The organism is Streptomyces azureus (genome assembly GCF_001270025.1).
GTDB lineage: Bacteria > Actinomycetota > Actinomycetes > Streptomycetales > Streptomycetaceae > Streptomyces > Streptomyces azureus.
Genome location: NZ_DF968261.1, coordinates 20425 through 39736 on the forward strand (window position 1 = coordinate 20425; position 19312 = coordinate 39736).

Annotated in this window: 13 protein-coding genes; 3 read left to right on the forward strand and 10 right to left on the reverse strand. The window is 72.2% G+C overall.

The window, feature by feature from the left end:
* Positions 1-105 precede the first annotated feature (105 nt).
* Together AOQ53_RS15815 and AOQ53_RS15820 are read left to right on the forward strand one after the other, a co-directional pair.
* Positions 106-1728 (forward strand): AMP-binding protein, encoded by a 1623-nt coding sequence (locus AOQ53_RS15815; protein ID WP_059417868.1) that lies wholly within the window; start codon positions 106-108, stop codon positions 1726-1728.
* Between the two features lie 15 nt (positions 1729-1743).
* On the forward strand, positions 1744-2571 hold the full coding sequence (locus tag AOQ53_RS15820; protein ID WP_059417870.1) for a PaaX family transcriptional regulator: 828 nt from the start codon (positions 1744-1746) through the stop codon (positions 2569-2571).
* Here the strand turns inward: AOQ53_RS15820 and AOQ53_RS15825 are convergent.
* Positions 2555-4912 (reverse strand): bifunctional salicylyl-CoA 5-hydroxylase/oxidoreductase, encoded by a 2358-nt coding sequence (locus tag AOQ53_RS15825; protein WP_078945330.1) that lies wholly within the window; start codon positions 4910-4912, stop codon positions 2555-2557. The two genes, AOQ53_RS15820 and AOQ53_RS15825, sit on opposite strands and share 17 nt — an antisense overlap.
* Positions 4897-5724, reverse strand: coding sequence for an enoyl-CoA hydratase family protein (locus AOQ53_RS15830; protein WP_059417872.1), 828 nt, complete (start codon positions 5722-5724; stop codon positions 4897-4899). The genes AOQ53_RS15825 and AOQ53_RS15830 overlap by 16 nt, the downstream gene beginning before the upstream one ends.
* A gap of 308 nt (positions 5725-6032) precedes the next feature.
* Here AOQ53_RS15830 and AOQ53_RS15835 point away from each other — a divergent pair, with 308 nt between their 5' ends.
* Entirely contained in the window at positions 6033-6500 is a 468-nt protein-coding gene (locus AOQ53_RS15835; RefSeq protein ID WP_059417874.1) for an ATP-binding protein, read from the forward strand.
* A 6-nt stretch (positions 6501-6506) separates the two neighbouring features.
* Here AOQ53_RS15835 and argF read toward each other — a convergent pair whose 3' ends face one another.
* The 8 genes from argF to AOQ53_RS15875 form a co-directional block, all read right to left on the reverse strand.
* A complete protein-coding gene (argF, locus tag AOQ53_RS15840; protein ID WP_059417876.1) occupies positions 6507-7514 on the reverse strand; it encodes an ornithine carbamoyltransferase in 1008 nt (335 codons plus the stop codon).
* A gap of 91 nt (positions 7515-7605) precedes the next feature.
* Positions 7606-8829, reverse strand: coding sequence for an arginine deiminase (locus AOQ53_RS15845; protein WP_059417878.1), 1224 nt, complete (start codon positions 8827-8829; stop codon positions 7606-7608).
* A gap of 110 nt (positions 8830-8939) precedes the next feature.
* Entirely contained in the window at positions 8940-10649 is a 1710-nt protein-coding gene (locus tag AOQ53_RS15850; RefSeq protein ID WP_059417880.1) for an HEXXH motif domain-containing protein, read from the reverse strand.
* A gap of 285 nt (positions 10650-10934) precedes the next feature.
* On the reverse strand, positions 10935-11168 hold the full coding sequence (locus tag AOQ53_RS15855; RefSeq protein WP_059417882.1) for a hypothetical protein: 234 nt from the start codon (positions 11166-11168) through the stop codon (positions 10935-10937).
* A gap of 97 nt (positions 11169-11265) precedes the next feature.
* Entirely contained in the window at positions 11266-12396 is a 1131-nt protein-coding gene (locus tag AOQ53_RS15860) for an effector-associated domain 2-containing protein (RefSeq protein WP_099054609.1), read from the reverse strand.
* The gene (locus AOQ53_RS15865; RefSeq protein WP_059417883.1) at positions 12393-13568 is read right to left on the reverse strand and encodes a serine/threonine-protein kinase; all 1176 of its coding nucleotides are present in this window, start codon (positions 13566-13568) and stop codon (positions 12393-12395) included. Before AOQ53_RS15865 ends, AOQ53_RS15860 begins: the two co-directional genes overlap by 4 nt.
* Positions 13569-13702: 134 nt before the next feature.
* Complete coding sequence (gene fxsT / locus AOQ53_RS15870; RefSeq protein ID WP_059417884.1) at positions 13703-18205, reverse strand: FxSxx-COOH system tetratricopeptide repeat protein; 4503 nt, start codon at positions 18203-18205, stop codon at positions 13703-13705.
* On the reverse strand, positions 18205-19296 hold the full coding sequence (locus tag AOQ53_RS15875; protein WP_059417886.1) for an AAA family ATPase: 1092 nt from the start codon (positions 19294-19296) through the stop codon (positions 18205-18207). The genes fxsT and AOQ53_RS15875 overlap by 1 nt, the downstream gene beginning before the upstream one ends.
* Between the last annotated feature and the right edge of the window lie 16 nt (positions 19297-19312).

Genomic DNA, 19312 nt, shown 5'->3' on the forward strand with positions numbered 1-19312 from the left:
GCCTCCCGGGGCCGGGCCACTCCGAGGTTATCGCGGACCGTTGACTGCCGTCACCAACACGATACGCTCCAAGGGCGAGCCCACCACGCCAAGGGGGCGAATCGTATGAATCCACGGGGTACGGCCCACGTCGACACCTTCACCCGTGACCATCTGCCACCCCCGAACCAATGGCCCGAGCTCCGTTTCGACCTGCCGGAGCTGCGCTACCCCGAACGGCTCAACTGCGCCGCCGAACTGCTCCACGGCCCGCCCGGCGACCGCCCGGCGTTCCTCACCCCGGCCGGAGAGCCATGGACCTACGCCGACCTGCGCGCCCGCGTCGACCGCATCGCGCACCTGCTCACCGGCGAACTCGGCGTCGTCCCCGGCAACCGCGTGCTGCTGCGCGGCCCCACCACACCGTGGCTCGCGGCCTGCTGGCTGGCCGTGCTGAAGGCGGGGGCCGTCGCGGTCACCGTGCTCGCCCAGCAGCGCCCGCACGAGCTGAGCACGATGTGCGAGATCGCCCGCGTCCGGCACGCGCTGTGCGACATCCGGGCCGTCGACGACCTCGCCAAGGCCGAGATCCCCCACCTGCGGATCACGACCTACGGCGGTGACGCCCCCGACGACCTCCTCAACCGCCCGGCGCCCGGCACACCGTACGAGGCCGTCGACACGGCGGCCGACGACGTCGCGCTGATCGCCTTCACCTCCGGCACCACCGGCCGCCCCAAGGGCTGCATGCACTTCCACCGGGACGTCCTGGCCATCGCCGACACCTTCTCCCGGCACGTCCTGAAGCCCGGCGCGGACGACGTGTTCACGGGCAGTCCCCCGCTCGGCTTCACCTTCGGGCTCGGCGGGCTGGTCGTCTTCCCGCTGCGGGCCGGGGCGAGCGCACTCCTGCTGGAGCAGGCCGGTCCCAGGCAACTGCTGCCGGCCATCGCCCGCCACCGGGTGTCCGTGCTGTTCACTGCCCCGACGGCGTACCGGGCGATGCTCGACGAGCTCGACGGATACGACGTCTCGTCCCTGCGCCGCTGCGTCTCGGCCGGCGAGAACCTGCCGGCGGCCACCTGGCGGGCCTGGCACGACCGCACCGGCCTGCGCGTCATCAACGGCATCGGCGCCACCGAGCTGCTGCACATCTTCATCTCCGCGGCCGACGAGGGGATCCGGCCCGGCACGACGGGCGTTCCCGTGCCCGGCTGGCACGCGCGCGTGCAGGACGAGCACGGCGAGCCGGTGCCCGACGGGGAGCCGGGGCTGCTCGCGGTGCGCGGACCGGTGGGCTGCCGCTACCTCGCCGACCCGCGGCAGCGGGAGTACGTGCGCGGCGGCTGGAACATCACCGGGGACACCTACGTCCGCGAGGCCGACGGCTACTTCCGGTACGTCGCCCGCGCCGACGACATGATCATCTCGGCCGGGTACAACATCGCCGGGCCCGAGGTCGAGGAGGCGCTGCTGCGGCACCCGGACGTGGTGGAGGCGGCGGTCGTGGGGCGGCCCGACGAGGCCCGGGGGCAGGTCGTGGTGGCCTTTGCCGTCCTCAAGGAGGGCGCCGAACGGCACGCCGGGGCGCTGCGCGCCTTCGTGAAGAGCGAGCTGGCGCCGTACAAGTGCCCGCGCGAGATCGTCTTCCTGGACGCGCTGCCGCGCACGGCCACCGGCAAGCTCCAGCGGTTCAGGCTGCGCACGGGAGGGCTCCCGGACGGCGGCACCGAAAGCGACCGGGAGTGACCCGTACGACCTAAGATGATCAACGTGTCCGACCAGCATGCACCACGGTCTCTCATCGTCACGCTCTACGGCGCGTACGGCCGCTTCGCGACGGGCCCCGTACCCGTCGCCGAGCTGATCCGGCTGCTCGCGGCGGTCGGGGTGGACGCCCCGTCCGTACGCTCCTCGGTGTCGCGGCTGAAGAGACGCGGGCTGCTCGTGCCCGCCCGCACCGCCCAGGGCGCGGCCGGGTACGAATTGTCCCCGGATGCCCGCCAGTTGCTCGACGACGGCGACCGGCGCATCTACGCCACGGCTCCTCCCGAGGACGAGGGGTGGGTGCTCGCCGTGTTCTCCGTGCCGGAGTCGGAGCGGCAGAAGCGGCACGTGCTGCGTTCCCGGCTGGCCGGTCTCGGTTTCGGCACGGCCGCGCCGGGCGTGTGGATCGCGCCCGCGCGGCTGTACGAGGAGACCCGGCACACCCTCCAGCGGCTGCGGCTGGACGCGTACGTCGACTTCTTCCGCGGCGACCACCTCGGCTTCGCCCCGACCGCGGAGGCCGTCGCCCGCTGGTGGGACCTGGCCGCCATCGCCAAGGAGCACGAGGCGTTCCTCGACCGCCACGCGCGCGTGCTGCACGCCTGGGAGAAACGCGGGGACACCCCGCCGGAGGAGGCCTACCGCGACTACCTCCTCGCCCTGGACTCCTGGCGCCATCTCCCCTACTCCGACCCCGGCCTGCCGTCCGAACTGCTCCCGGAAGACTGGCCGGGCACCCGCTCGTCGGCGGTGTTCCAGGGGCTGCACGAGCGGCTGCGGGACGCGGGCGCCGAGTTCGTGGGGCTGCTCAGCTCCCCAGAGTGAGGCGCGGCTTGGGCGCGTCCGTGCGGCCCGTCTGCGGGCGGCGGCGGCCCACGCGGTACGGGGCCGGCCAGACTGCGCCGGGGCCCGTGTAGCCCTGTTCGGCCGCCGCGTGCAGGGTCCAGTGCGGGTCGTAGAGATGGGGGCGGGCCAGGGCGCACAGGTCCGTACGGCCCGCCAGGATCAGGGAGTTGACGTCGTCCCAGGAGGAGATCGCGCCGACCGCGATCACCGGGATGCCGGTGGCGTTGCGGATCCGGTCCGCGAACGGAGTCTGGTACGACCGCCCGAACTCGGGCCGCTCGTCCGCCACGACCTGCCCCGTCGACACGTCGATGGCATCGGCGCCGTGCGCGGCGAAGGCCCGGGCGATCTCGACGGCGTCCTCGGCCGTGGTCCCGCCGTCGGCCCAGTCGGTGGCGGAGATCCGGACGGTCATGGGCCGCTCCCCCGGCCAGACGTTCCGTACGGCGTCGAACACCTCCAGCGGGAACCGGAGCCGCTTCTCCAGCGAGCCGCCGTAGGCGTCGGTGCGGCGGTTGGTCAGCGGGGAGAGGAAGCCGGAGAGCAGATAGCCGTGGGCGCAGTGCAGTTCGAGCAGGTCGAATCCGGCCCGGGCGGCGCGGCAGGCGGCGGCCGCGAACTGCTCCCGGATGTCGGTGAGTTGCGCGCGGGACAGCTCGCGCGGGGTCTGGCTGAACCGCTTGTACGGCAGCGCGGACGCCGCCACGAGCGGCCAGTTGCCCTCCTCCAGCGGCTCGTCCATGCCCTCCCACATCAGCTTCGTGGAGCCCTTGCGGCCGCTGTGGCCGAGCTGCACGCCGATCGCGGTGCCGGGCGCCCGGTCGTGCACGAAGTTCGTGATCCGCTTCCAGGCCTCGGCCTGCCGGCCGGTGTAGAGGCCGGCGCAGCCGGGCGTGATCCTGCCCTCCTCGCTGACGCACACCATCTCGGTCATCACCAGCCCGGCCCCGCCCATGGCCCGCGCGCCCAGATGGACCAGGTGGAAGTCACCGGGGACGCCGTCGGCCGCCGAGTACATGTCCATGGGTGAGACGACGACCCGGTTGCGCAGGGTCAGGCCCCGCAGCCGGAACGGCGTGAACATCGGGGGCGTGCCGGGCGGGCAGCCGAACTCCCGCTCCGCCGCCTCCGTGAAACGGCGGTCGCGCAGCCGCAGGTTGTCGTGGGTGACGCGGCGGCTGCGGGTGAGCAGGTTGAAGGCGAACTGGCGGGGCGGCTGGTCCAGGTACAGGGCGAGGTTCTCGAACCACTCCAGGCTGGCCCGGGCCGCGCGCTGCGTGGAGGCGACGACGGGCCGCCGCTCCGCCTCGTACGCGGTCAGGGCCTCCTCCAGTGAATCCTGTTCCTCCAGGCAGGCGGCCAGGGCCAGGGCGTCCTCGACGGCGAGCTTGGTGCCGGAGCCGATGGAGAAGTGGGCGGTGTGGGCGGCGTCGCCGAGGAGGACGACGTTGCCGTGCGACCAGCGGTCGTTGACGACCGTGCGGAAGGTCGTCCATGCCGAGTTGTTGGATTTCAGAGGGCGGCCGTGGAGGGCTTCCGCGAAGATCTTGGCGCAGCGTTCGACCGACTCGGCTTCGCGGAGTTCGTCGAAGCCGGCCGCGTGCCAGACCTCCTCGCGCATCTCGATGATCACGGTGGAGGCATCCGGCGCGTAGGGGTAGCCGTGCAGCTGCATCACGCCGTGCTCGGTCTCGGCGATCTCGAAGCGGAAGGAGTCGAAGGGGAAGTCGGCGGCGAGCCAGATGTAGCGGCAGCGGTGTGTGGTGACCCGGGGGTGGAAGACGTCCGCGTAGGTCTCGCGTGTGGTGCTGTGGATACCGTCCGCCGCGATGACCAGGTCATGGGTCTGCGGGAGTTCTTCCGGGGCCTCGGTGCGGAAGCGGAGGTCGACGCCGAGTTCGCGGCAGCGGGTGTGGAGGATCTCCAGGAGGCGTTTTCTGCCGAGTGCGGCGAAACCGTGGCCGCCCGAGGTGTGCCGTACGCCTCGGTGCACGATGTCGATGTCGTCCCAGCGGACGAAGTGCTTTTGCAGGGCCCCGTAGACCACCGGGTCTGCGTGTTCTATACCGCCTAGAGTTTCGTCCGAGAGGACCACGCCGAAGCCGAAGGTGTCGTCGGGGGCGTTTCGTTCCCAGACGGTGATGTCGCGGGTGGGGTCGAGGCGTTTGAGGAGGGCGGCGGCGTAGAGGCCGCCGGGGCCGCCGCCGATGATTGCCACGCGCAGGGGGTGGCTTGTGTCGTGGTTTGGGTGCGGGTTGTTCGTGGCTGATGGCGCAGTTCCCCGCGCGCTTGAAGGACGTGCACTCACCGTCCGCTCCATTTCGGGGGGCGCTTCTCCGTGAATGCCGCGTGGAACTCCGCGTAGTCCTCGCCTGTCATCAGGAGGGCCTGGGTGGAGGCGTCCAGTTCGACCGATGCGGCCAGGGGCATGTCCAGTTCTGACGTGAGGAGGGCCTTGGTCTGGGCGTAGGCCAGGGCCGGGCCGTCCGCCAGGCGGCGGGCCAGTTGCTGGGCCGCCTCGTCCGCTCGGCCCTCCTCCGTCAGTTCGCTGATCAGGCCGATGCGCTCGGCCTCGGGGGCCCGGACCGAGTCGCCCAGCATCAGGAGGCGGGTGGCATGGCCGAGGCCCACGACCCTGGGCAGGAGGTAGGCCGCGCCCATGTCGCCGCCGGAGAGGCCGACCCGGGTGAAGAGGAAGGCGAAGCGGGCCGTGGGGTCGGCCACGCGGAAGTCGGCGGCCAGGGCGAGGACCGCTCCGGCACCGGCTGCCACGCCCTGTACCGCCGTGATCACGGGGAAGGGGCATTCCCGGATGGCGCGGACGACCTGGCCGGTCATCCGGTTGAAGTCGAGGAGCTGGGCGGTGTCCATGCCCAGGGTGGCGCCGATGATCTCGTCGACGTCGCCGCCGGAGCAGAAGCCGCGGCCCTCGCCGGCCAGCACCAGGGCCCGTACGGACCGCTCCCGGGACAGCTCCGCGAGCAGGTCGCGCAGGTCGGCGTAGGCGCCGAAAGTGAGCGCGTTGAGTTTCTCGGGGCGGGCCAGGGTGACGGTGGCGACGCCGTCGGTGAAGTCGACGCGCAGGTGCTCCCAGCTCGGGGTGCGGGCGGCGGAGCCGGTGAAGGGACTCATGACGTGCGGCCTCCTCGGGCGGGCACTGCCTCACTGAGCTCTACCCCACGAAGTTATCACTCATTCGTGACTACCGTCATGAGTGCGCGATAGACCGTCCGGGTAGGACTTCACGGGGAGCCGGGTGTGAACCGGGCCGGTCACATCCGTCACAGATCATCCACATCGGCGTAACGGCGGGAGCAGCTGTGCGAGGCACGGCGTTCACCTGGGTAAGCCGTGCGGCAAGGGGGCCGCAGGTCACCCGGCAGTGCCCCTCGGACGCCACGGAAGAGTGGCGCCGTACCATTCATAAGGTTGAAAGCAGGATGTCCTGCTCCATGAACGGACCCGCCTTGTACGAACTCTCCTCAGCCCCCGCCTCCTGGCGCGTCGCGCTGCCGCACACCGCCGCGGCGGTGCCCGTGGCCCGCGCCCTGGTCCGTACGGCGCTGGCCGAGCTGAAGCACGGGGCCGACCGCGACACGGCGGAGCTGCTCACGGCGGAGCTGGTGGCGAACGCCGTGGAGCACACCTCCGGCGAGACGCCGATCGAGCTGGTGGTGGAGCTGATGCCGTCGGGCTGCCAGGTCGAGGTGCACGACACCGACCCGAAGCCGCCCGGCGATCTCACCTGCCCGTCCGGCGGGGTGCCCGATCCCTGGCAGGAGCACGGGCGCGGTCTGCTGCTGATCCGCGCCCTGAGTTCGTCATGCGGGCACCGGCCGACCGAGTCCGGCAAGGCGGTGTGGTTCCGGCTGCCCGTGATGCCGGCCCAGCGGCGCCCGTCGGCGTGACGCGGTTCAGCCCAGGGTCGCGACCAGCACCGCCTTGATCGTGTGCAGACGGTTCTCCGCCTCGTCGAAGACGACGGAGTGCGCCGACTCGAAGACCTCGTCCGACACCTCCAGGAACTCCAGGCCGTGGGCCGCGTGGATCTCCTGGCCGACCTTGGTGCCGAGGTCGTGGAAGGCCGGCAGGCAGTGCAGGAACTTCACGTCCGGGTTGCCGGTGGCGCGCAGGACGTCCATGGTCACGGCGTACGGGGCGAGGGCGGCGATGCGCTCGGCCCAGACCTCCTTCGGCTCGCCCATGGAGACCCAGACGTCGGTGGCGACGAAGTCGGCGCCACGGACGCCCTCGTCCAGGGTCTCCGTGAGGGTGATGCGGGCGCCGCTGGTCTCGGCGAGGGCGCGGGCCCGGTCGACGACCTCCTCGGCCGGCCAGTAGTCCTTCGGGGCCACGAGACGCACGTCCATACCGAGCAGGGCGCCGGTGACCAGGTAGGAGTTGCCCATGTTGAAGCGGGCGTCGCCGAGGTAGGCGAAGCTCGTCCCGGTCAGCGGCTTGGCGCAGTGCTCGGTCATGGTCAGCACGTCGGCGAGCATCTGGGTGGGGTGCCAGTCGTCGGTGAGCCCGTTGTAGACGGGCACACCGGCGTGCGCCGCCAGTTCCTCGACCTTCTGCTGGCTGTCGCCCCGGTACTCGATCCCGTCGTACATCCGGCCCAGCACCCGCGCGGTGTCGCGCACCGACTCCTTGTGGCCGATCTGCGAGCCGGACGGGTCGAGGTACGTCGTCGAGGCTCCCTGGTCGGCGGCCGCGACCTCGAAGGCGCAGCGGGTGCGGGTGGAGGTCTTCTCGAAGATCAGCGCGATGTTCCGGCCCCGCAGGTACTGCGTCTCGGTCCCGGCCTTCTTGGCGGCCTTCAGCTCGGCTGCCAGCTCGACCAGACCGCGGAACTCCTCTTCGGTGAAGTCCAGCTCCTTGAGGAAGTGGCGGCCGGCGAGGGCGGTCGGGACTGTCGCCATGGGGCGCTCCAGGTATACGGCGGTACGGGGACGGACGGGACTCCTGGAATACTATACGAAACTTGGCATGCCTATACGTCGATGTGGGTGCCTATACGGGCTCCCGTTTGACCGGACAGCTCATGCACCGCGGTCCGCCCCTCCCCCGCCCCAGCTCACTACCCGGGATCTCTATCACTTCGATGCCCTGTTTGCGCAGGTGGGTGTTGGTGGTGGCGTTCCGCTCGTAGGCGACCACGACGCCGGGTTCGACGGCCAGGACGTTGCAGCCGTCGTCCCACTGCTCGCGTTCGGCCGCGTGCACGTCCTGGGTGGCGGTCAGCACCCGGATCTCGTTCAGACCGAGCGCGGCGGCGATCGCGCGGTGCATGTGCTCCGGGGGATGGTCGGTGACCTTGAGCTCCTTCTCGCCCACGCCCGGTTCGATGGTGTACGAGCGGAGCATGCCGAGCCCCGCGTACTGGGTGAAGGTGTCGCCGTCGACCATCGTCATCACGGTGTCGAGGTGCATGAAGGCACGCCGCTTGGGCATGTCGAGGGCCACGATCGTCTCGGCGGAACCGGCGGCGAACAGCTTGTGCGCGAGCATCTCGACGGCCTGGGGCGTGGTGCGCTCGCTCATGCCGATGAGCACCGCCCCGTTGCCGATGACGAGGACGTCCCCGCCCTCGATGGTGGACGGGTAGTCGGCCTGCCCCTCGGACCAGACGTGGAAGGTCTCGTCGCGGAACAGCGGGTGGTGCCGGTAGATCGCCTCGAAGTGCACGGTCTCGCGCTGCCGGGCGGGCCAGCGCATCGCGTTGATGGAGACGCCGTCGTAGATCCACGCGGAGGTGTCGCGGGTGAAGAGGTGGTTGGGCAGCGGGTACAGCAGGAAGTCGTCCAGTTCCATGACGTGGAAGCGCACCGAGGTCGGCTCCGGATGCACATCGAGGAACTCGCGCTTGGTCATGCCGCCGACCAGGAGCTCGGCCAGTTCCGCCCCGGGCAGGGTCTCGAAGGCGGCTCTCAGATGGTCGGTGGCCAGCGGGCCGTACTCCTTCTCGTCGAAGACCCGGTCCAGGACGAGGGCCCTGGCCGCCGGGACCTCCAGGGCCTCGGCCAGCAGGTCACCGAAGAGGTGGACGGTGACGCCCCGGTCGCGCAGCACGTCGGCGAACCCGTCGTGCTCGGCGCGGGCCCTGCGCACCCACAGCACGTCGTCGAAGAGCAGCGAGGTCTTGTTGCTGGGGGTGAGCCTTTTGAGCTCGAGATCGGGCCGGTGCAGGATGACGCGGCGCAGCCGCCCGGCCTCGGAGTGGACGTGGTAAGCCATGCCTCCATCCTGACCATCACAGCGCCTGTTGACGCGCTGCTCGCGCGTTTCGGCGAACTCTTGTTTGCGTCTGCCTGACGACAATCAGCCCGCTCCGGGACGCCCCCCGGTCAGCCGCTGGGCAGCGGCTGGAGCAGCTCCGGCCGGGCCAGCATGCGCCGCGTCTCCCGGCCCGGGTCGAGCACGGCCCGGGCGACGATCCAGCCGGCCAGGGCGTGCGGCTCGGCGGGGTCGGCGGCCAGCTGTCCGGCGTACCGGGCGAGCGCGGCGGCGGCGTCCCCGGCGGCCAGATGCTCGTCCGCGGTGTGCGGGGCGGCGGGATGGGTGGCAAAGGCGTGGGTGCGGACGTCGGGCCACCAGGTGCGGTCGGGGCGGAAGCGGGGGCCGTCCGACGGCATCTCCACCGCGGGGTCGACGTTACGCAACCGCCACTCGGTGCGGTGCAGCGCGGCTGCCGTACGGGCACGGGTGAGGGCGGCGTCCGGGACCGGCTCGCGCAGCCAGCCGTCCAGGGTGCGGGCTAGCCCCGACACGAGGGCGCGGCCCTGCACGGTCAGACGGCCGCTGGTCAGCAGGGTGCGCACGGCCAGGCGGCTCTGCAGGCGTCGCAGGGCGAAGAAGTAGGCGGCCCGCTCGACCGCCTCACCTCCCTCCGCACCGGCCAGCCGGTCCCGCCAGAAACCCGCGACGCCGGTGAAGGCGTATGCGCCGTGCAACAGGCCGGTGAGGTGGCGCGGGTCGGTGCGCCAAGGGGCGTAGTAGCGCTCGGCCCGGTCGTCCTCCAGCAGCGGGAACAGGTGCAGGAGGGCAGCCAGTTTGCTGTGCTGAAGCTCGTGCACCAGGGTTTCGGCGAGGGCGAGCGCTGAGGCCGGGCGGACGATGAGCATGCCGCCGAAGGAGTCACCGCTGGAGGCCGACACCTGCACGAAGGGGGGCGGGGGCGGGCTGACGGCGGTGCGCCCGAAGGGCACGATCGCCCGGATCATGGCGGGGTCGACCCGCCCGGGGCCCGGTATGCCCGGGCGTGCGAGGATCCGCACGGCCTCCCCGAACAACCGCTGCCATTCCTGTGCCTCGTCCTCGTCGAGCCGGGCGGGGGGCAGGTGGTCGTCGAGATCGCGGTAGGGGTCGAGGTCTTCGAGTACGACGGTGACGGGGGCCGTGCCGTCGGGGCCGGTGTGGGTGAGGGTGCGCAGCGGAAGCCATATGCCCCCTTCTGCCACTGCCTCGTCCACGTCCGCACGCTCTCTCAGCGGGTGACAGGTGGCCCGCACCGTCCCGGTCGCGTTGCCCGGTCCCGTGACGGCCAGTTCTCCCCCGGCCGTCGTGGCCCGGCCGACCGCCAGGCCCTCTCTCGCATCGGGGAGTCGGACCATGCCGAGACCGGGCAGGGGCAGCCGCCCGCTGGTGAGGGGAACGTCGAGGGTGGTCTCCGTGCCCGCGTGCAGGGAGGCCGAGAGGGCCAGCGCACACAGGTGGCCCGCCTCCGCCCACAGCGGCGGCCCGGTCGCCGTGCCCTGCACCCTGCGCAGCATGTGGGAGATCCAGCCGCCGGTCGCCGGGGCCAGCAGCAGGCGTTCGACCGGCTCGGGCGACTTCTCGGCCGCCTCCTTGAGGACCCGCCAGGCTTCGGCGGCCGGGGCGAGGGGGGTGGGCAGGGCGTCCAGATGGTCGAGGAGGGTGCGCAGGAGCAGCAACCGCCGCGCGCGTTCTGCTCGTTCGAGGAAGGCGACGGCCGCTGCCGAGCCACCTCCGGCGGCCAGCTCCGCGAAGAGCCGGTCCGGCATGCGGAAGGGAGCGAGGTGCTGCTCGCTGGTCATCGTCGCGGGCCTCCGGTCGCTTGGCGGACATGCACAGGACCCGGTGCGCGTGCGGGTGTCGCACCGGGCTCTGCCGTCGGGACAGTCGGCGGCTAGTGCCCCAACAGGCAACGTTCGCCCCGTCGCGACGCCCGGCACGCCCTCTCGCCGCACCGGCCGAAAGCCCGAGTACATCCAGTACGAGGGCTTCCGGCCGGCACTCCCCCAAGCTCTGCGAGCAAGGGGCACCCCCAGAGCACGCACCGGACGCCGCTCCTTGACGGGCAAACGTTGCCTGCCGCGGCACTAGTCGGCTCGGGCGCCCGAGCCTTCACCGCTCCTCATGCTGCTGCGGGCGCGCAGTACCTCGGTCAGCAGGCGCGTGCCGGGGGGCAGGGCGGGGAGACCGTCCACGGCACTCAGGGGCAGCGCCGCGAGGTCCGCCAGATCGGATTCCCAGACATCGGTCCCCGCGGTGGCGACGACCGGATCAGGTGCGGCGGCGGCTCCGGCGTGGTGCAGAACGGGCGGCTGGTCCAAGATGCTCCCCCTTCTCGCACGGTGGCACGCGATGCCCCGTGTTTTTCCATCATGGCCAATACCCCCCGGAGCGAAAACCGTACGATCACGCCACTGATCATCGCCGATCACACCGCTGCCCCGGTGCGGTTGCCAACTCGGCCAGAGCGGCGGCGAGTTCCTCCTTCAGGTCCGAATCGTCGTCGAGAGCCACCACGGCGTCGAACAGCTCCCACAGTGCCTCCGGCCCCCTTCGGGCGAGGCCGCCGAGGATGTTGACGACGTCGGTGCGTGCCCTGCTGTGCCGGCGGAGTACGGCTGTGACACGGGGGTTCAGCGCGGCGACGACCGTCTGCCGTTCGTCCGGGTCGTTCATCTGGGGGTAGGCGAGGAGGGCCTCCACCGCTCGCTGCATCGCCGTGAGGGGGCGCGGCGCGGCGTGCGGTCCGGCGGCGGGGGGCAGGGTCTCGGTGCGGTCGGGGCCCTGGAGCCGGATCTCGGGATGCTGCAGCGTACGGCCCTCTTCCCTGAGGGACGCGATGCGCGCTCGAACGGCCGGAAACAGTTCCTCCGGATCGGGCGGCGCGGGCAGCACGGCCGCCCGGTCGGCCAGCAGACCGAGGAGGGCGTCGGAGAAGAGGCCGGTGCCGCGGACCGGGTCGTTGGCCGCCGCTCTGCCCCGGCCGGCGGCCCGCAGCACGGTCTGCCGGTGCACATGGGTGGGCCGCCCCACGGGCAGGGCGTCGGCGGGCAACGCCTCGCGGAAGGCGAGGTCCTCCTCGAAGGTCTCGCAGGCGTCCACGATCCACATCTGCTCACGCAGTCCCGGCACGGCGTCACCCGCGAACCGGGCGAGCGCGGAGTCCAGGTCGATGCCCACCTTGTCGGCGGCGCCCGCGTCCGCGCAGAACAGCCTGAGACGCCCGGCCCGGTCCAGCACACCGTGGCCGCCCCACCACACCCACAGCACATCGCCCTCGGCCAGGGAGAGTTCGCGGACGAGGACCCTGCGCAGGGTCGCCTGGTCCGCACGCTCGTACGGGAGCTGCGGGTCGTACGACGGCAAAGGTGCCAGGTGCAGCCGCAGTCGGGACTCCGGCACCCCGGCGTCCCGCAGCAGCCGCCGGAACCGTACGGCGTCCCGGGCGGGCCCGGGCAGCCGCCAGGCGTCGCCGGCCTCGTACGCCTCGATCCCGACGATCAGGGCGTGTACCCGGGCGGGGTCGACGGGCGGCATCGGGGCGGTCACGGCAGGTGGTCCACGATGTGGCGGTACACGGCCGGGTTCGTCCAGTAGGCGCTGTGCGCGGCGGGGAACGGCTGCCCGCTGTCGACGGCGACATCGGTGACACGGCCCGGGAAGAGCCCCGCGCCGAGATAGCCGAGCAGATCGCGCGGGTCGTACAGGTTCAGCCAGGCGGGGACGTGCGATGGCAGGGGCGCAGGATGTTCGAGGGAGGGCAGCGAGCCCGACTCGTAGAGGAAGGGCCCCTGGGAGCCCGCGGTCACCAGGAGCCCGACCTGCGGCAGCGGGGCGGAGATCAGCGTGTCCAGGGCGATGATGCCGCCGAGGCTGTGGCCGACCACGGCGACGGGCGGCTCCAGGCCGGCGACCAGGGTGCGCAGGCCGTCCCGGAAGGCCGCGCCCCGGCTCAGGTAGCGCAGGATGTCACCTGCGGCGGGGTGGGTGGCCTCGGTGAGGGCACGCCGGCGGCGCTCGACGGCGCGCGAGGCCACGGCTGCGGCCGTCCGCAGCAGGTAGGAGCGCAGCCCTCGCTCCGCGCCCCGGGGCGGTGCGCCGAGGGCCTCGGCGATCCGGTCGGTGACGGCGTCACGCGTCTCGCCGACGGGAACGAGCGGGGAGTCGGCGTCGAGCGCGTCGGCGATGAGGCGCGCGGTCAGGGAGCGGGCCGCGACGACGGCGAGGTCCGCCGGGTCGAGGGCGTCGGCCGCCGGGCCGAGCAGGGGGTGGGCGGCCAGGTCGGTGCAGGCCCGGGGCAGCCCGTGGCCCAACTCGGCGGCCGGGGCGTCACCCTGGCCGGCGAGTGCCGTGAGCAGCGCCCGTATGGACTGCTGCGGCGGTACGGAACCGGGCGGTCGTTCGGCGACCGGGCCGGATCCGGCGGCCGCAAGGGCCAGCTCGGCGTACGGGTCGTCGTAGAGGAGGGCCCATGCCGAGGTCGCCTCGTCGCTCGGGTTCGGCTCCGCCGGGCCCTCGCGGAGACCGCGCGTGGTGCCGGACCGGGGTGGCAGGCTCGCTCCGCCGGCCGCGAGCGTGGCACCGTGTGCCGCACCCCAGTAGTAGGGCAGGACGCGAAGTCCGGTGCGCTGTGCGGCCAGTCCGGCCGTCACCCGCTCCAGCAGCGCGGTGAAGCCCGGCTCGCGGACCCCGGTCCCATGGACGAACACGACCGCCGTCATGCGCCCCCCCCGTGGCCCGATCACCCTTGTGGGAATCAACTTACCCACATCACAGAGGAGTTGAAGCCCGACGAACAGCAGCGGCCTGCCGCCGGGAGGTTCCCGGGCGGCGGGTCGTCGTCCGGCGCTCCGCTTCACATGGGCATGGGATCCACGTCGCACTCGATGCGCCGGCGCTGGCGGGCGGCCTGGAGCCAGGGGTGGTCGTTGCGCAGCACCGCGGCAAATCCCTCCACCGCCTTGCGCTGAAGGACGTCCGCCTCGTCTCCGCGCCCGAGCCCCCGCAGATCGAGGGCGAGGTTGGACGTGCAGGAAAGGGTGAGGGGGTGGTCCTGGCCCGCCACCTCGGTCAGCAGCGGCAGGTTGGCGGAGTCGAGCGCGTGCGCCCGCTCGAAGTCGAGCCGTGCATAGGCGGTGTTGGCCTGGCCGATGCCCACGGTGAGGGTGATGATGTGACGCGCCCCGACGGTGTCGCTCAGCCGGCGCACCACGTCGTCTTCCAGCTCCTGCGCGGTATCCAGTGAGCCGAGGGCCCGCTGGGTGGCCGCCAGGTTCGCCCGGGTCACCAGGGTGTGCGCATGGTCACCGCCGAGGCGTCGCACCAGCCTGGTCACGGTGGACTCCGCGATCCGGAGCGACCCTTCCAGGTCCCCTGCCAGACGCCGGTCGACGCAGACGTTGGTCGCCGTGGTGAGCGAGTCGAGGTGCTCGTCGCCGTAGCGGGACTTGAAGTTGCGCAGGGTCTCCTCGGTGAGCTTGGCGCCCTCGGAGAGATCCCCGTCCCGGCGGCGGCAGACTCCGAGGGAACGGGCGATCCGCAGCGTCAGGGGGTGCTTCTCGCCCAGCGCGCTGAGCGCCTGGCGGTAGACGTCCTCCTGCCACTCTCGCGCGTCGGAGTAACGGCCCGCCTCGCGCATGTCGATGCCGACGCAGTGCATGGTGTTGAGCGTGAAAAAGCTGGCACCGCCGAGCAGCAGGTCGCGCTGGCGGGCGGTCTCCTGATCCAGCGACAGCGCTTCTCTGAACTCCCCGCACAGTCTCAGGTCGACGCCCCAGCTGTGGCTGGCCCGCAGAGTGGCCGGGTCGTCGGGTCCGAACAGTGAGCGAGCCAGTTCGGTGGCCTCCTTGCCCAGGTCCCGCGCCTCCTGGAAGCGGCCCTGGTAGCGGTGGGCGTCGGACATCTCGCACAGGGAGTCGATGAGTTCCTCCGGTTCCACCTCCATCCGGCGGGATACTCCCAGCGCCTTCTCGGTGAGCGGGATCGACTCGGCGATCTGGCCGACCTGGCGCAGCAGGAAAGCGAAGCCCTTGGTCATCCGGACGACATAGATGTCCTCCTCACCCGAGGCGGCGAGCCAGGCGCTCCACGCCTGCCGGCCGAAGGACGCGGCGCCTTCGTGGTCGCCCCAGTAGTAGAGGAACCACATGGTGTCGTAGACCAGGTCGCGCACATAGGGGTCGGTGCTGGTCACCGCCTGGGAGGCGAGCACGTGGGGGAGCAGCGCCTGGTAGTCGCGCCATTCCTGGGAGGAGCCGAAGGGGCCGCGGTTGGCGGCGGACAGCAGCTGGTGGGCGGCGTCCCGCATCCGCTCGCGTTCCTCTTCGCTCAGCTTGGCGAGGAGTACGGTCTGGAGCAGTCGGTGCATCTGGAGGGTGCCCGCGCGCGGGTCGACCTTGATCAGGGAGAACTGACTGAGGTCGCGGATCGCCCGGTTCAGTTTGATCGGCTCGCGCAGCATCGGGTCGATCTGCGGCGTGATGCTGACGCCCCGGCTGCTGCGCAGGATCGACCTCGGGATCGGCTCGGGGGCCATGCTGGCGCAGATGTCGAGCAGTTGGCGGGCTCCCGGGTTGTTCTCCCTGATCCGTTCCAGGGAGATGTCCCAGGCGGCGGCGACGGAGACCGGGTAGTCGGGGCTCTGCTCGATCTCCAGGATCTCCGGGCTGCGCTGGGCGAGCAGTTCGAGGTACTCGTCGACCTCCATGCCGGTGACACCGAGCCAGGCGCCCGCCTGCTCCACGGCGAGAGGCAGGTCGCCGAGGGCTTCGGCCAGCCGGTCGGCGTCCTCGCGGGGCAGGTCCTTGGCGCGCTTCTGGAGCAGCTCGATGGACTCGTCGCGCTCGAAGACGTTCACCGGCAGGGAGGTCGCCACCCGTTCCCAGCCCCGGTTCCGGGAGGTGACGATGACCTTGCCCGGCCCGTTGTGCGGGAAGTAGCCGCGCACCGCCTCGATGTCCTCGGCGTTGTCGAAGACCAGCAGCCAGTTGTCGTACGGCGTCCCGGTCCGCAGCGCCTCCAGCACGGCGGGCACGGCGGTGTTGGCCGCGGCGGCGCCGAGGCTGTCCTGGCCGGCCGGTGCGACGCCCAGCTGGGAGGCGAGCGAGGAGAGCGCGGCCAGGATGAGGCTCTCGCGCTCGGCGGGGATCCAGCAGATGATCCGGTAGTCGCGCTGGTGGGTGTAGATGTACTCCAGCGCCAGCTGGGACTTGCCGACGCCACCGAGGCCGTGCAGGGCGTTGGGCAGCACGGCAGCGGTGTCCTGGGCGGCGAGCTGCTCCTCCACGGCCCTCAGCAGCGCCTGACGGCCGACGAACGATGTGTTGCGCATGGGCACGTTCACCAGTAGGGCCGGCGTTGCGGTCGTGGTGCGCTGCATGAGCGGCTCTGCCTCCGGGGTCTCTTGTGGGTGGGCGCCGGTCGTCGGAGACGGCGCGGTTTCTCCGGTCGGATCGGACACCGCCGAATCCGGGTTGATGTCCGCTGGGCTGGATGGAGTCGTTTCGCCCGGATTATTCACCTGTGGGGGTGGCTGGACGGACGCGCCGTTCTCCACCTGTTCCGCCGCGGCGGCGGGCGGGTTCCTGGACAGGTTCGGCTCGATGCGCCGCGCCCGGTCGGCGTAGGGCCCCGACAGGGCACGCATGACGGCCAGTTCGCTGCGCGCCCAGCCGCGTTCGGTGGGGTCGGGGAGCCTGGTCCGCAGCGGGTCGTGCAGGGCGGCGCGCAGGGCGACGCCCTGCTCCCCCGCGGCGGGCAACTCGCCCACCACGCTGACGGTGTGCGCGAGTTGGCTGCGCGTGGTGGTCGCGAGCAACGCCTCGCGCACGCCCTCGGCGAACTCGGGGCGCCCCTCCCCTCCCCCCTCCCAGTCGATCAGCCCGCCCATGAGGATCTCGGCGAGGTGATCGGGACCGGTCTCCGGCATGACGCGTCGCCGCAGCTGCTCGACGAGGTCGAAGTCGAAGGGAACGGCGGCGAGTTGGGTGGCGAGCCGGCGGGCCGAGGGAGTGGCCAGGCTGAAGAAGCGCCGTACGGCGGCGGTGGCGGCCCGGGGCAGGCGCGGGGCGCGCAGGCCGGGAGCGGGCGCGCCCTTGCTCAGGGCGCCGGCCAGCACCACGGGCAGCGCACGCCGGACGCCCCGCCCGCCGGTGACCAGGTCCGACCAGGCGGCGAGGGAGGCGGGCTTCAGGGAGAGCACCGGGACGGCGACGGAGTCGTCGCCCGCGTCGGGCAGCGGTCGCATCGGATCGGGGCCGCCGGGCGGCGCCCAGTGCCCGAGGCTGCCGTTGGGGACGCCGAAACCCCCGGCCTCCAGAACGGCCGGGTAGGGGTAGAGCGAGGACCGGTGGCGCAGGTGCGGCGGCAGCAGGTGAACGAGGGCGGTGGGGCCGGCGTGGGCGAGCCGGCCGAGGAGTTCGTCGGCGGCGGTGGCGGCCCAGCCGTGGGCGAGTCCGTCGGTGACGACGAGGAAGATCCGGCTGCCCCGGCCGTCGAGCAGTTCGGCGGGGTCGGCGACGGCCCGTCCCGTGGACCAGCGCAGGGTGGCGGTGCCGGTGCGCGGCACGGTCGCCCGGAGCGTGCGCACGGACCGGAAGGCCCCGCTGTGCTCGGCGGCGCGGGCCAGGCGTGCGGCGCTCTCCTCCCAGATCCGCATCGTGGGCGCGTCGTCGAGCAGCAGCACGAGGTCGAAGGCGGAGACCCGGGCGGGTCGCAGAAACGGCATCCACAGTCCGTCGACGAGGCCCTGTTCGGCGGTGGTCTCCTCGTCCAGTTCCAGGCTGTCGCGGGACGGGATGCGGCGGGCCAGATGGTGCAGGGCGCGCGCGAGCAGGGCCGTGACGCGGCCGGGGCCGGACGGGTCGGGTTCGGCCTGGGGCAGCAGCGGCGGCCCGAGGCGCAAAGTGAAGCGGCCTTCGGGGTGGGGTAAGAAACGGCTGACGGCCCCGGCAACAGCCCGGTCGGCGGCAGGGAGCGACGCGTCGGGGGCGCTGCTCGCCGGGGGCGGCTCGGGAGGAAGGTCCCTGTCGGCCGCGGGCAGACCGAGGAGTGCGTCGTCGTCCGCCGGCGGCCTGGCCGGCCGTTCGGCGCCGGCGTCCTGCGGGCGGGCCTCCTCCACGGCCGTGACCGGTGCCTGCGGAGCCGCGCCGCCGGCACCGCCGTACCGGCTCCGGTGCGCGGCCAGCCATACCGCGTCGGCGAACTCCTGCCAACGCGGGACGAAGTGATCGGGAGCGGCCGGGACCCGGTCTCCGCGCCCGCTCGCGCGCGCGAGCGGCTCGGGGGACACCGAAGGAGGCGGCGCCGATCCCGATGCGGGATCCCCGTCGCCTGGTCCGGATGCGCGCTCCCGGGTCATCAGCGGCCCTTCGCGAGGTCGCGGAGCAGCAGTTCGACGAGCTTACGCCCATCACCGTCAGCCTGAAAACCACCCGCAGTAGTCATCTGGACAGCGTTGAGCAACTGGTCGAGGGAGTGCACGCCGCCCGCCTGGACCCGCTGAACGAACAGGTCGACGAGGTCTTCGGTGCCTCGCGGCCTGAGCCCCAGGTGCCCTTCCACCATGGCCAGTAGTTGCTCCCGGGTGGGGGTGTGCATCTCCATCGGCAGGCAGCGGCGGCGGAAGGCGGCGGGAAACTCCCGCTCCCCGTTGCTGGTGATCACCACGACCGGGAACTCCCGGCACTCGACGCGTCCGCTGCGCACCACGGCCCGGCACCCGGGGTCGCTGGTGTGCACGCTCGCGGCCTCGGCGGCGTCGCGCACCAGCTCCGGAACCTCATAACTTCCATTCTCCAGAACGTGCAACAGGTCGTTCGGCAGGTCGATGTCGCTCTTGTCGAGTTCGTCGACGAGAAGCACCCGGGGTCGTTCGTAGGGCAACAGGGCGGTTCCCAGCGGTCCCAGTGTAATGAACTCGCCTATAACCGGCGCAAGTTGACCATCTCTTGACACGGTCGCGTGGTTGACGGTCTGTTCGTCTTCTTCGAACACCGGCTCCGCGCGGGCCGCGTCGCGCAGCCCCGCCTGCCAGGCGGCGATGGCCTGGGCGCGGCCCATGGCGTCGTGGACGTACAAGCCGTCACGCAGGCTGGTACGGCTCACGATGTTCCATTCGAGTACGCGGCCGAGCCCCAGCTCACGCGAGATCAGGTAGGCGAGCGTCGACTTGCCGACGCCGGGCGGGCCGGTGATCAGCAGGGGGCGGCGCAGCAGCAGGGCGGCGTTGACCGTCTCGATCTGCTCTTCGTCGAGCTGGGGGATGAGGCCGCCGGGCCCCAGGCGGCGCAGCGCCGCCTCGGCGTCGTCCGGGGGCGGGGGCTGCGCCGGGCCGCCGCGGAATTTCCGCCACGGCGGCGGGTCCGGCAGCACGGGTGGAGCGTCCTGCGGGCGTCCGGTGGCATGGAAGACCCGCCAGTCGTCCGCGGCCGTCCGTTCCTGTGCGCTCATGCCGAAGCCTCCTAGC

Bases quoted from the DNA above. Each gene is read 5' to 3' on its own strand.
- AOQ53_RS15815 (WP_059417868.1), top strand. From the start codon at position 106: ATGAATCCACGGGGTACGGCCCACGTCGACACCTTCACCCGTGACCAT.
- AOQ53_RS15845 (WP_059417878.1), bottom strand. From the start codon at position 8,829: ATGGCTTACCACGTCCACTCCGAGGCCGGGCGGCTGCGCCGCGTCATC.
- AOQ53_RS15825 (WP_078945330.1), bottom strand. From the start codon at position 4,912: ATGGAGCGGACGGTGAGTGCACGTCCTTCAAGCGCGCGGGGAACTGCG.
- AOQ53_RS15820 (WP_059417870.1), top strand. From the start codon at position 1,744: ATGATCAACGTGTCCGACCAGCATGCACCACGGTCTCTCATCGTCACG.
- argF (WP_059417876.1), bottom strand. From the start codon at position 7,514: ATGGCGACAGTCCCGACCGCCCTCGCCGGCCGCCACTTCCTCAAGGAG.
- AOQ53_RS15875 (WP_059417886.1), bottom strand. From the start codon at position 19,296: ATGAGCGCACAGGAACGGACGGCCGCGGACGACTGGCGGGTCTTCCAT.
- AOQ53_RS15830 (WP_059417872.1), bottom strand. From the start codon at position 5,724: ATGAGTCCCTTCACCGGCTCCGCCGCCCGCACCCCGAGCTGGGAGCAC.
- AOQ53_RS15865 (WP_059417883.1), bottom strand. From the start codon at position 13,568: ATGACGGCGGTCGTGTTCGTCCATGGGACCGGGGTCCGCGAGCCGGGC.
- AOQ53_RS15835 (WP_059417874.1), top strand. From the start codon at position 6,033: ATGTCCTGCTCCATGAACGGACCCGCCTTGTACGAACTCTCCTCAGCC.
- fxsT (WP_059417884.1), bottom strand. From the start codon at position 18,205: ATGACCCGGGAGCGCGCATCCGGACCAGGCGACGGGGATCCCGCATCG.
- AOQ53_RS15850 (WP_059417880.1), bottom strand. From the start codon at position 10,649: ATGACCAGCGAGCAGCACCTCGCTCCCTTCCGCATGCCGGACCGGCTC.